The organism is Streptomyces sp. E-08, from assembly GCF_049913095.1.
Taxonomy (GTDB): Bacteria; Actinomycetota; Actinomycetes; order Streptomycetales; family Streptomycetaceae; genus Streptomyces.
In genome coordinates this window covers 3,875,384-3,887,407 of the sequence record NZ_CP183971.1, presented here as the reverse complement: position 1 = coordinate 3,887,407, position 12,024 = coordinate 3,875,384, and the positions used below count along the sequence as shown (strand labels likewise).

General features: G+C 70.9%; 13 protein-coding genes. 7 read left to right on the top strand and 6 right to left on the bottom strand.

Annotation, left to right across the window (positions count from 1 at the left end; translation table 11 throughout):
• Positions 1-104: 104 nt before the first annotated feature.
• A complete protein-coding gene (locus tag ACN9MM_RS17705) occupies positions 105-596 on the bottom strand; it encodes an inorganic diphosphatase (RefSeq protein ID WP_024758444.1) in 492 nt (163 codons plus the stop codon).
• 102 nt (positions 597-698) lie between these two features.
• On the opposite strand from ACN9MM_RS17705, the gene dacB reads away from it, so the two are divergent.
• From dacB to ACN9MM_RS17670, 7 genes are all read left to right on the top strand, one after another.
• Complete coding sequence (dacB, locus tag ACN9MM_RS17700; RefSeq protein WP_426364524.1) at positions 699-2,114, top strand: D-alanyl-D-alanine carboxypeptidase/D-alanyl-D-alanine endopeptidase; 1,416 nt, start codon at positions 699-701, stop codon at positions 2,112-2,114.
• 59 nt (positions 2,115-2,173) lie between these two features.
• Positions 2,174-3,313 carry a zinc-dependent metalloprotease gene (locus ACN9MM_RS17695; RefSeq protein ID WP_426364523.1) on the top strand — a complete coding sequence of 380 codons (1,140 nt, stop codon included), beginning with the start codon at positions 2,174-2,176 and terminating at the stop codon, positions 3,311-3,313.
• A gap of 208 nt (positions 3,314-3,521) precedes the next feature.
• Positions 3,522-4,520 carry a tRNA lysidine(34) synthetase TilS gene (gene tilS, locus ACN9MM_RS17690; protein WP_426364522.1) on the top strand — a complete coding sequence of 333 codons (999 nt, stop codon included), beginning with the start codon at positions 3,522-3,524 and terminating at the stop codon, positions 4,518-4,520.
• Between the two features lie 42 nt (positions 4,521-4,562).
• Complete coding sequence (gene hpt / locus ACN9MM_RS17685) at positions 4,563-5,102, top strand: hypoxanthine phosphoribosyltransferase (protein WP_030219931.1); 540 nt, start codon at positions 4,563-4,565, stop codon at positions 5,100-5,102.
• A gap of 171 nt (positions 5,103-5,273) precedes the next feature.
• Positions 5,274-7,292 carry an ATP-dependent zinc metalloprotease FtsH gene (gene ftsH, locus ACN9MM_RS17680; protein WP_426364521.1) on the top strand — a complete coding sequence of 673 codons (2,019 nt, stop codon included), beginning with the start codon at positions 5,274-5,276 and terminating at the stop codon, positions 7,290-7,292.
• 98 nt (positions 7,293-7,390) lie between these two features.
• Positions 7,391-7,999: a GTP cyclohydrolase I FolE gene (gene folE, locus ACN9MM_RS17675; RefSeq protein WP_426364520.1), complete on the top strand. Its 609-nt coding sequence runs from the start codon at positions 7,391-7,393 to the stop codon at positions 7,997-7,999.
• 66 nt (positions 8,000-8,065) lie between these two features.
• Entirely contained in the window at positions 8,066-9,058 is a 993-nt protein-coding gene (locus ACN9MM_RS17670) for a hypothetical protein (protein WP_426364519.1), read from the top strand.
• Positions 9,059-9,061: 3 nt separating this feature from the next.
• Here the strand turns inward: ACN9MM_RS17670 and ACN9MM_RS17665 are convergent, their stop codons facing one another.
• The 5 genes from ACN9MM_RS17665 to folP all read right to left on the bottom strand — a co-directional run bounded on the left by ACN9MM_RS17665 (position 9,062) and on the right by folP (position 12,013).
• Positions 9,062-9,541 carry a DUF3180 domain-containing protein gene (locus ACN9MM_RS17665; protein ID WP_426364518.1) on the bottom strand — a complete coding sequence of 160 codons (480 nt, stop codon included), beginning with the start codon at positions 9,539-9,541 and terminating at the stop codon, positions 9,062-9,064.
• 49 nt (positions 9,542-9,590) lie between these two features.
• Positions 9,591-10,190 carry a 2-amino-4-hydroxy-6-hydroxymethyldihydropteridine diphosphokinase gene (gene folK, locus ACN9MM_RS17660; protein ID WP_426364517.1) on the bottom strand — a complete coding sequence of 200 codons (600 nt, stop codon included), beginning with the start codon at positions 10,188-10,190 and terminating at the stop codon, positions 9,591-9,593.
• The gene (folB, locus tag ACN9MM_RS17655) at positions 10,187-10,546 is read right to left on the bottom strand and encodes a dihydroneopterin aldolase (protein ID WP_116160313.1); all 360 of its coding nucleotides are present in this window, start codon (positions 10,544-10,546) and stop codon (positions 10,187-10,189) included. The genes folK and folB overlap by 4 nt, the downstream gene beginning before the upstream one ends.
• A gap of 121 nt (positions 10,547-10,667) precedes the next feature.
• Positions 10,668-11,087, bottom strand: a complete 420-nt coding sequence (locus tag ACN9MM_RS17650) for a nuclear transport factor 2 family protein (RefSeq protein ID WP_426368766.1) — start codon at positions 11,085-11,087, stop codon at positions 10,668-10,670.
• Between the two features lie 65 nt (positions 11,088-11,152).
• Positions 11,153-12,013 (bottom strand): dihydropteroate synthase, encoded by an 861-nt coding sequence (gene folP / locus ACN9MM_RS17645; protein WP_426364516.1) that lies wholly within the window; start codon positions 12,011-12,013, stop codon positions 11,153-11,155.
• Positions 12,014-12,024: the final 11 nt, after the last annotated feature.

Genomic DNA, 12,024 nt, shown 5'->3' with positions numbered 1-12,024 from the left:
ATCCCCGGGGAATCCTGGATTCCAGTATGAAGGTGCGACGGATGCGCGAAAGGCGGTGCACCCCAAGAGGTGCACCGCCTTCACACGCTCACGGCATCAGGGGCTCAGTGGCCGCCCTGCTCCTTGGCGCGCGCGTACGACTTCTCGATCTCTTCCTCGGCCTCGGCGCGGCCGACCCAGTCGGCGCCCTCGACGGACTTGCCCGGCTCCAGGTCCTTGTAGACCTCGAAGAAGTGCTGGATCTCCAGGCGGTCGAACTCGGCCACGTGGTGGATGTCGCGCAGGTGCTCCATGCGCGGGTCCGTCGCCGGGACGCACAGCAGCTTGTCGTCGCCGCCGGCCTCGTCCGTCATGCGGAACATGCCGATGGCGCGGCACTTGATCAGGCAGCCCGGGAAGGTGGGCTCGTCGAGGATGACGAGCGCGTCCAGCGGGTCGCCGTCCTCGCCCAGGGTGTTCTCGACGTAGCCGTAGTCGGTCGGGTAGGCCGTCGACGTGAAGAGACGACGGTCCAGGCGGATGCGACCCGTCTCGTGGTCGACCTCGTACTTGTTCCGCGATCCCTTGGGGATCTCGATGAGAACGTCGAACTCCACGGGTGGCTCCTCCTGAATCAACACAAGTGAATGCTCGCGACGACGCGCGGTGATTAAGTGTCCCTCACGCACGTGTGTGATCGCGAAAGGGGCTGGTCAGCAATGCCGGAGCCGAGGACGTGGCAGCTCACGGCGGGCTCCGCCGCCCTCGGTCTCGTCCTGGCCGCCGCGGCGGTGACCGCGGCCGGACCATGGGACGGAGGCCAGCGTACGGCCGAGCGGGCCCGCGCCGCCGCCCCCACGGCGGGTGGCACACGTCACGCCCCGCCCCCGGCGCCCGCAGCGCCCCGCCGCCCCGCCCCCGCGCCCAGCGCCCCCGGCGTCCTCACCGCCCTGCGCGCCCCCACGCCGAACGCCTCCACCGCGCCCGCCGGACGCGCCGCCGACCTCGCCGCCGTCCTCGTCCCGCTCCTCGCCGACCCCGGCCTCGGCCCGCTCCGTACCGCCTCCGTCGTCGACACCGCCACCGGCAGGCAGCTCTACGGCGAGGGCGCCGGCACCCCCATGACCCCCGCCTCCACGGTCAAGATCGCCACCACCGCGGCCGCGCTCTCCGCCCTCGGCCCCGAGCACCGCATCGCCACCACCGTCACCGCCGCCCCCGACGGCAAAGGCATCACCCTCACCGGCGGCGGCGACCCCACACTCGACCCGGCCCGCCTGAAGACCCTCGCCGCCGACACCGCCCGCGCCCTCAAGGCCCGCGGCCACACCTCCGTACGCCTCACCTACGACACGAGCCTCTACCGGGGCCCCGCCCTCCACCCCATCGGCCCCAACGAGAACATCGCCCCCGTCGTCGCCCTCATGACCCGCGAAGGACGCCTCGACGACAGCCACAGCGGCCCCGCCCCCCGCACCGCCGACCCGGCGGGCGACACCGCCACCGCCTTCGCCGGCCTCCTCACCGCGGCCGGGATCGAGGTCACCGGCGACCCCGCCCCCGGCCGCACCCCCCAGGCCGACCCGCTCGCCCTCACGCACTCCGCCCCCCTCGGCGACCTCGTCGAGCGGACCCTCACGAACAGCGACAACGACCTCGCCGAGGCCCTCGCCCGGCAGACCGCCCTCGCCCGCAGGCAGCCCGCGAGCTTCCAGGGCGCCGAGAACGCCGTACGCGACGAACTCACCCGGCTCGGCGTCCCCGTCGCCGGCGCCCGCTTCGCCGACGGCAGCGGACTCGACCGCCGCGACCGGGTCTCCGCCGCCCTCCTCACCGGACTCCTCACCCGCGCGGCCGACCCCGCCCGCCCCGCCCTGCGCCCCCTCCTCACCGGACTGCCCGTCGGCGGCTTCACCGGCACCCTCGCCGGCCGCTTCGACACCGCCCCCGCCGGCGCCGGACTCGTCCGCGCCAAGACCGGCACCCTCACGGGCGTCAACACGCTCGCCGGGACCGTCGTCACCGCCGACGGACGCCTCCTCGCCTTCGCGTTCCTCGCCGGCCGCACCGTCTCCGCGCCCGAGGCGCAGCCCGCCCTCGACCGGCTCTCCGCCGCCCTCGCGGGCCAGAAGTGAGCGCACACGCCCCCCATCGAACCCTCACCGAACAGGCCCCGAGCCCGTACGGTTGACGCATGACGAGCATCGGTGGCGCAGGCACATCCGGGATGGTCGACTGGAACCTCGCGGTCGCGACCGCGACCCGCCTCGTGCGGCCCGGACCCGAAGTCAGCCGCGACGAGGCCCGCGAGGTCGTCGCCGAACTCCGCAGGCACGCCAAGGCCGCCGAGGAACACGTCCGCGCCTACACCCGGATGATTCCCGAGGGCGCCGAACCCCACGACACGCCCGTCCTCGTCGTCGACCGGGCCGGCTGGATCAAGGCCAACGTCGCCGGCTTCCGCGAGCTGCTCACCCCGCTCCTCGGCAAGATGCAGGAGCGCCGCGGCGGCAACCCCGGCAGCGCCGTCCTCGGCGCCGTCGGCGGCAAGGTCACCGGCGTCGAGCTCGGGATGCTGCTGTCCTTCCTCGCCTCCCGCATCCTCGGCCAGTACGAGACCTTCGCCCCCGCCACCCGCGACCTCCCCGCCGGGGCCAACGGCGGCGGACGCCTGCTCCTCGTGGCTCCCAACATCGTCCACGTCGAACGCGAACTCGAAGTCTCCCCGCACGACTTCCGGCTCTGGGTCTGCCTCCACGAGGAGACCCACCGCACCCAGTTCACCGCCGTCCCCTGGCTACGTGACCATCTCCAGGGCGAAATCCAGTCGTTCCTCGCCGCCACCGACGTCGACCCCGGCACCGTCGTCGAACGCCTCCGCGAAGCCGCGCAGGCCCTCACCGGCGGCCGCCCCGAGGGCGAGGACGGCGAACCCGCCCCGTCCCTCGTCGAGCTCGTCCAGACCCCCGAACAGCGCGAGATCCTCGGCCGCCTCACCGCCGTCATGTCGCTCCTCGAAGGCCACGCCGACTACGTCATGGACGGCGTCGGCCCCCAGGTCGTCCCCTCCGTCGCCGAGATCCGCGAGAAGTTCCAGGCCCGCCGCGCCCGGGGCGCCTCCCGCCTCGACCTGGCCCTGCGCAGGCTCCTCGGCCTCGACGCCAAGCTCCGCCAGTACCGCGACGGCGAGCGCTTCGTCCGCGCCGTCGTCGACCAGGTCGGCATGGACGGCTTCAACCGCGTGTGGACCTCGCCCAACACGCTCCCCACCAAGACCGAGATCGCGGCTCCCGCCGACTGGATCGCGAGGGTGCACCGTAAAGCAGACTCCTGAGGCGGGTGCGGCACACGGCACAGGAACACGTGAGAAGACCCCGCCAATCACCCATCCGAGGGACCCTGGGCATGGGGTGAGGCGTGCAATGCTCGGGTAACGGCCGGGTTTCTGTCACCATCGACGCACTCTGAGTGACCGAACCCCCCTTTCCGACCGTTAAGACTCCGACCGAGGCACCCCACCCCCATCACGAAGGGCACCGGACATGGGTCCCCATCCTGCGGTCGCGGCGATACGCCTGGCGGTCCGCCGCGTACTCCACGACGTCATCAACGAACACACCGCCGGCGACGCACCGCTGGTGCTCGTCGCCTGCTCCGGAGGCGCCGACTCCATGGCGCTCGCCTCCGCCCTCGCCTTCGAGGCCCGCAAACTTCCCGTACGCGCCGGCGGCGTCACCGTCGACCACGGCCTCCAGGACGGCTCCGACACCCGGGCCGCCGAGGTCGCCGGACGCATGACCGCCCTCGGCCTCGCCCCCGTCGAGTCCGTCACGGTCACCGTCGGCCGCGAAGGAGGACCCGAGGCCGCCGCCCGCGACGCCCGGTACGCCGCCCTCGACGCCGCCGCCGAGCGCCACGGCGCCGCCGCGATCCTCCTCGGCCACACCCGGGACGACCAGGCCGAGACCGTCCTCCTCGGCCTCGCCCGCGGCTCCGGCATCCGCTCCCTCTCCGGCATGGCCGCCGTCTCCGGCACCTCCCGCCGCTACCGGCGCCCGTTCCTCCAGCTCGACCGCCAGACCGTCCGCAAGGCCTGCATCGCGCAGGAACTCGCCGTCTGGGACGACCCGCACAACAGCGACCCCGCCTACACCCGCTCCCGGCTCCGCCACGAGGGCCTCCCCGCCCTGGAGAAAGCCCTCGGCAAGGGCGTCGTCGAAGCCCTCGCCCGAACGGCCCAGCTCTCCCGCGACGACGCCGACGCCCTCGACACCTGGGCCGCCGACGCCGAGACCGCCGTACGCGACGAGGCGGGCGCCCTCGAGTGCTCCAAGCTCTTCGGGCTGCCCCCCGCCGTACGCCGCCGCGTCCTGCGCCGCGCCGTCATCGCTGAGGGCGCCCCCGCCGGATCGCTCTTCGCCCGGCACATCGAGGAGCTCGACCGGCTCATCACCGGCTGGCGCGGCCAGGGAGCCATCAACCTGCCCGGCCGCGTCGAAGCGCGCCGTCAGGGTGGCAGACTGGTCATCCGGCAAGGCTGACGCACGCAGCAAACGAAAGTGACCCGGGTGAACGAGAAGGACATGGGCACCGACCTCCAGTCGGTGCTCATCACCAAGGAAGAGATCGACGCCAAGCTGGCAGAGCTGGCCGCGAAGATCGACGCGGAATACGCGGGCAAGGACCTGCTCATCGTCGGCGTCCTCAAGGGCGCGGTGATGGTGATGGCGGATCTGGCTCGCGCCCTTTCCACCCCCGTCACCATGGACTGGATGGCCGTCTCCTCCTACGGCGCCGGCACCCAGTCCTCGGGCGTCGTCAGGATCCTCAAGGACCTCGACACCGACATCAAGGGCAAGCACGTCCTGATCGTCGAGGACATCATCGACTCCGGCCTGACCCTGTCGTGGCTGCTGTCGAACCTCGGCTCCCGCGAGCCCGCCTCCCTCGAGGTGTGCACCCTCCTGCGCAAGCCGGAGGCCGCGAAGGTCGCCATCGACGTCAAGTGGATCGGCTTCGACATCCCCAACGAGTTCGTCGTCGGCTACGGCCTGGACTACGCCGAGAAGTACCGGAACCTTCCGTTCGTCGGCACGCTCGCCCCGCACGTCTACGGCGGCTGAGACCTCGTCCTCACGGGGAACCCGCACCGCCTTCCCTCCGTTGAACCACGGGAAGGCGGTCGCGGGCGACGATGCTGAGGTACCGTCCGAAGAACAGCTTTTTCACACAGCAGCTCTCACAGCAGCATTTTCCTACGGGCAGGAGGGACGGGGCGTTCTCGCTCCGTATGGATGGACGTGAAGCGATACTTCCGTGGGCCGGTCATGTGGATCGTGCTGGCCGTCCTCGCCGTGGTCGTGCTGATGCAGGTCGTCGGCTCGTCCGAGGGCTACAAGACGGTGGACACCGGCCAGGTCGTCCAGGCGATCGACAAGAACCAGGTCAAGCAGGCAAAGCTCACCACCGGTGACGAGCAGATCATCAAGATCGATCTCATCGACGGTCAGAAGATCAACAAGAGCGACAAGGTCCAGGCCAGCTACATCGGCACCCAGGGCGCGGACCTCGCCGACAAGCTCCAGGAGAAGTTCGAGGCCGGACAGATCGAGAAGGGCTACACCGTCTCCCCGACGAAGCAGTCGCCCTTCGTCTCGATCCTGCTCTCGCTCCTCCCCTTCGTCCTCATCGTGGTCGTCTTCCTCTTCCTGATGAACCAGATGCAGGGCGGCGGCTCCCGCGTCATGCAGTTCGGCAAGTCCAAGGCGAAGCTCATCACCAAGGACACGCCGAAGACCACGTTCGCCGACGTCGCCGGCTCGGACGAGGCCGTCGAGGAACTCCACGAGATCAAGGAATTCCTCCAGGAGCCCGCGAAGTTCCAGGCGGTCGGCGCCAAGATCCCCAAGGGTGTCCTGCTCTACGGCCCGCCCGGAACCGGCAAGACGCTCCTCGCGCGCGCCGTCGCCGGCGAGGCCGGAGTGCCGTTCTACTCGATCTCCGGCTCCGACTTCGTCGAGATGTTCGTCGGCGTCGGCGCCTCCCGGGTCCGCGACCTGTTCGAACAGGCCAAGGCCAACGCCCCGGCGATCGTCTTCGTCGACGAGATCGACGCCGTCGGACGCCACCGCGGCGCCGGCCTCGGCGGCGGTCACGACGAGCGCGAGCAGACGCTCAACCAGCTCCTCGTCGAGATGGACGGCTTCGACGTCAAGGGCGGCGTCATCCTCATCGCGGCGACGAACCGCCCCGACATCCTCGACCCGGCACTCCTGCGCCCCGGCCGATTCGACCGGCAGATCGCCGTCGACCGCCCGGACATGCAGGGCCGCCTGGAGATCCTCAAGGTCCACCAGAAGGGCAAGCCGGTCGCCCCGGACGTCGACCTCAGCGCCGTCGCCCGTCGCACCCCCGGCTTCACCGGCGCGGACCTCTCCAACGTCCTCAACGAGGCGGCGCTCCTCACCGCCCGCAGCGACCAGAAGCTGATCGACAACAAGGCTCTGGACGAGGCGATCGACCGTGTGGTCGCGGGCCCGCAGAAGCGGACCCGGATCATGTCGGACAAGGAGAAGAAGATCACCGCGTACCACGAGGGCGGCCACGCCCTGGTCGCGGCGGCCTCGCCCAACGCCGACCCCGTCCACAAGATCACCATCCTGTCCCGCGGCCGCGCCCTGGGCTACACGATGGTGCTCCCGGAAGAGGACAAGTACTCGACCACGCGCAACGAGATGCTCGACCAGCTGGCCTACATGCTGGGCGGGCGCGCGGCCGAGGAGCTCGTCTTCCACGACCCGACCACGGGCGCCGCGAACGACATCGAGAAGGCCACGTCCACGGCCCGCGCGATGGTCACGCAGTACGGCATGACGGAGCGGCTCGGCGCCATCAAGTTCGGCGGCGACAACACCGAGCCCTTCCTCGGCCGTGAGATGGCGCACCAGCGCGACTACTCGGAAGAGGTCGCGGCGCTGGTCGACGAAGAGGTCAAGAAGCTCATCGAGACCGCGCACAACGAGGCCTGGGAGATCCTCGTCGAGAACCGAGACGTCCTCGACAACCTGGTCCTCGCCCTGCTGGAGAAGGAGACGCTGGGCAAGGAGGAGATCGCCGAGATCTTCACCCCCATCGTCAAGCGCCCGGCCCGCCCGGCCTGGACCGGCTCCAGCCGCCGCACCCCGTCCACGCGTCCGCCGGTGCTCTCCCCCAAGGAGCTCGCCCTGACGAACAGCGCGAACGGGTCGGCGACCCCGACCGTGGACACCACCAAGGGCATCGACATCGCCCCGGTGGACACCCCCGAGGACTGACCTCCCCGGGACCCCGGAATGGATGCCGCGCCCCCACAGGTTCTAGCCTGTGGGGGCGCGGCTTTTCGCGCATCGAGCACAGACGGAACGAGGCAGAGATGACCGACCCGGTGACGCTGGACGGTGAGGGCAGGATCGGCGAGTTCGACGAGAAGCGCGCCGAGAACGCCGTACGGGAGCTCCTCATCGCGGTCGGCGAGGACCCGGACCGCGAGGGTCTGAAGGAGACGCCGGCGCGGGTTGCGAGGGCGTACAAGGAGCTTTTCGCGGGGCTGTGGCAGCAGCCCGAGGACGTTCTGACGACGACGTTCGATCTGGGACACGACGAGATGGTCCTGGTGAAGGACATCGAGCTGACTGCGACCTGTGAGCATCATTTGCTGCCATTTCATGGCGTAGCTCACATTGGTTACATACCGGCGGAATCGGGCAAGATTACCGGCCTGTCGAAGCTGGCCCGACTTGTCGACGTCTTCGCGCGCCGGCCGCAGGTGCAGGAGCGCCTCACGACGCAGATCGCCGATTCGTTGATGAGGATCCTCGACGCGCGCGGGGCGATCGTCGTCATCGAGGCCGAGCACATGTGCATGGCGCTGCGCGGAGTCCGCAAGCCGGGCGCGAAGACGACCACCTCGGCGGTACGTGGTCAACTTCGTGACGCTACTACACGTGCCGAGGCCATGTCTCTGATATTGGCCCGCTCGTAGCGGACTGTCCGCCTTGCTCCATAGCGTCCTTGATCAGCGGAGTTCCTCGCTGATCAAGGGGGCGTTGTGGCGTATGGACCGATCAGCAAGATGCTGGTCAACCTGGTGGACGGCTGCACTCAGGCCAAGAACGTGGTGCCGGGCAGCGTGATGTGGACGCTGGACGGCGACCGTACGGTGCAGACCACGGTCTCGCACGTGACGGCGGTGAAGGGGCGACAGGCTGTCGATGTGGTGACGGACCACATGACCTTCACCGTCGGTCCGGATCTGTTGCTGCTCACCCCGGACGGGTGGAAGCGTGCGGCGGACACGGCAGGGGTGAAGGTCGCTTGGACTCACGCGCGGAAGCTGTGCCGGGAGCGCCCGGTCATCCGTGCCGGGTACGACTTCGGCTATTACGTGGGTGCCACGTGTGCCGACGGGACCGTCTACAAGAACTACGTTTCCTTGATCGTGAATGAGGAGGCGTTCGCGGCCCGGTACGCGGCCGCGCTCACGGCCTGTACGGCGCTCCCCGCTCGTCTTGAGGCGGTGACCCGGCCCTCCGGCTTTCTGAAACGGGACCTGCCCGGCTTCCGTGTGAGGGTGGTGTCCTCGTACCTCTCCGACGCGATGCGGCACTACGTGGGTGGGGACGCCCACCACATGCGGCAGCTCTTCCCGCGCGTCGTGCTGCGCGACATGGAAACCTTCATGGGGTTCCTCGACGGGTACATCGACGGCGACGGCTTCATCGTCAAGCACGGACATGGGCGGATGATCGCGAGCGCCAACGTACCCTTTCTCGCCGAGCTGGCCCGGATCATCGGTGCGCGGTTCACCCCGGCGAAGCGAGGGCTGGCCTCCCAGCTCTACGTGTCGAACCGCTGGGCCGCCCGGGGCACCTTCGTCCCCGAGCACCACCCCCTGCACCCGCCCGAGGCCTCCTGGGTCCGGGTCCACGACGTCCGGCCCCGTCCCGCGCTCGGGACCAAGCCCTTCACCTTCTACAGCTACCGGCTGGCCCCGCACCCCACCTTCCTGGTGAACGGGCACCTCGCGCGCGAGGCCCCGTAGCTCCTACGCCGCAGGGGCCTGGTTCTTGTCGTCGTCCTCCGGGAGCTTGCAGACGCGCTCCAGGAAGAGGGCGGCGGCGATGACGGCGATGCCCGCCGCGACCGAGAGGGCCGCGTAGAGGGCCTGGTCGCGACGGGCGGGGATGTCGAGGGAGCCGAGCAGGAAGACGCCCGTGCCGCCGTACATGCCGGCGACGAGGGCGGCGACCAGGGCGCTCGCCTGGCCGAAGACCACCGCGCGGGCCGCCATCAGGGGTTCGACGCCCTTGGCGCCGGGCCGCCGCTCGCGCTGGGCCTTGAGGCGGACGCGGATGGAGAGGGCGGTCGCGGTGAGGACGACGGCGATCACGGCGAGGACGATGGGCGCGGCGATCGGCACGCTGGGGAGGGTGCCGACCGCGTCCCAGAGCCGGGCGGCACCCCACGAGAGGATGCCGGCCACGAGGAACAGTCCGGTGAGCACCTTCAGCCGCAGTTGTTTCACCGGATGTCCTTCGTGTCGTCGCTGGGGCGGTCTGGCACGAGCGTAACGACTACTCGGGGAGGCGGAGTTCCAGGTCGGCACGGGGCGTGACGCCTTCGTGGCCGAGGGCGGCGAGGAGCTCGGCCACCGGGCCGTGGCCGGGGATCAGGGCTTCGGGGTCGACGTCGTGCCACGGGGCGAGGACGAAGGCGCGCTGGTGGGCGCGGGGGTGCGGGAGGGTGAGGACGGGGTCCTCGGAGACCGTGTCCGCGTACGCGACGATGTCGACGTCGATGGTGCGGGCGCCCCAGCGCTCCTCGCGGACGCGGTGGAAGGCCTCCTCGACGGCGTGGGCCCGCTCCAGGAGGGAGGAGGGCGGCAGCGTCGTCTTCACGAGGAGGACGGCGTTGAGGTAGGAGGGCTGGCTGCCGGGATCGACGCCCCAGGGGGCCGTCTCGTAGACGGGGGAGACGGCTTTGACCCGGAGGCCGGGGGTGTCGCCGAGGGCGTCGACGGCGCCCTGGAGGGTCTCCAGGCGGTTGCCGAGGTTCGCGCCGAGGGCGAGGACGGCCCAGCGGGGGTTGGAGAGGGTCGTGTCGGCGGCGTCGACGGTCTCGACGACGGATGCGGGTACGGGCTGGACGGTGGGGTCGCTCTGCGTCGGCTTCATCGTCGGCTCCGGGTGATCGTGATGGTCACGTCGTCGAAGGGCACGGTGATGGGCGCGTCCGGCTTGTGGACGACGACTTCCACCTCTTGTACCCCGGCGTGGCTGAGGCACTGCTGGGCGATGCGCTCGGCGAGGGTCTCGATGAGGTCGACGGGCTCGCCCTGGACCACGTCGACGACCTCTTCGGCGACGATCCCGTAGTGGACGGTCTTCGTGAGGTCGTCCTCGGCGGCCGCCGGGCGGGTGTCCAGGCCGAGTACCAGGTCCACGATGAAGGTCTGGCCCTCCTCGCGCTCCTTGGGGAAGACGCCGTGGTGGCCTCGGGCCTTGAGGCCGCGCAGCGCGACACGATCCACGCGAATCACTCCTGCTGTCGTAGTTCGGGTGGGCACGCAGCCGGGTGCGGACGGCCGGGTGTCCACTTCGAATCTACCTGCGGGGACCGACAGCGCTTGCCCTTGGGGGGTCCGGGGCGCGTCAGACGGGCGGATTCGAAGCCTCGGTGCCGTCCTCGGGACCTCCCGTCTCCTCGGTGTCGCCCAGGACGGGGGAGGCGTGGTGGGACCAGACCCGCCAGCCTCCGGGTGTGCGGCGGAACACATTGGTGGCGACGACGAGCTGGCCGACGAGGGGGCCGAGTTCGGCGCCGTCCTCGGCGGGGCCGCCGCTGAGGATGTTCTCGGTGCAGGTGATGAGGGCGGTGTCGCCGGCGAGGGAGATCCGGAGGTCGGTGAGGAAGAACTGGATGTAGTCCGTGTTCGCCATGATCAGGGCGTACGAGCGGAGCACCTCGCCGCGGCCGGTGAGGACGGGCCAGCCGGGGTGGACGCAGGTGATGGGGGTGGCCCCGTCGTCGAGCCAGAGCGTGGAGAGCGTCTCGAAGTCGCCGGTCTCCATGGCCTCGTAGAAGGCGGTGTTGGCGGCTTCGACGGCTGCCTCGTCGGCGTCGCGGTCCGTGTGGCTCACGCGGCTCCCTCGATGGCCCTGGCGACTCGTACGGCGTCGGCGGTGGCCCGTACCTCGTGGACGCGGACGGCCCACGCGCCCGCGTGGGCGGCGAGGGCGGAGACGGCGGCGGTGGCGGCGTCGCGCTCGCGGGCGGGCGGCGGGGTGGCGCCCTCGCGGGTGAGGACGTGGCCGAGGAACCGCTTGCGGGAGGCGGCGACGAGGAGGGGGCGGCCGAGGGCGCGGAGCTCGGGGAGGTGGGCGACGAGGGCGAGGTCGTGGGGGGCGAGCTTGGCGAAGCCGAGGCCGGGGTCGATGACGATCCGCTCGGGGGCGACGCCGCCGTCGACGACGGCCTCCATGCGGGTGCGGAGTTCGGTGACGACTTCGCCGACGACGTCGTCGTACACGGCGAGGCTGTTCATGTTGTCGCTGAAGCCGCGCCAGTGCATGACGACGAAGGGGACCTCGGCGGCGGCGACGGCGGGGACCATGCGGGGGTCGGCGAGGCCGCCGCTGACGTCGTTGACGAGGACGGCGCCGGCCTCGACGGCGCGGGCGGCGACGGTGGCCCGCATGGTGTCGACGGAGACGGTGACGCCTTCGGCGGCGAGGCCGCGGACGACGGGGACGACGCGGCGGAGCTCTTCCTCCTCGTCGACGCGGGTGGCGCCGGGGCGGGTGGACTCGCCGCCGACGTCGACGAGGTCGGCGCCCTCGGCGACGAGGTCGAGGCCGTGTTTGACGGCGGCCGTGGTGTCGAACCAGCGGCCGCCGTCGGAGAAGGAGTCGGGGGTCACGTTGACCACGCCCATGACCGCGCAGCGGTCCCACTCCGGCAGGCCCCGGGCCGTGCCCCGGTGGATCGTCGTACTCATGTGTCCAGCGT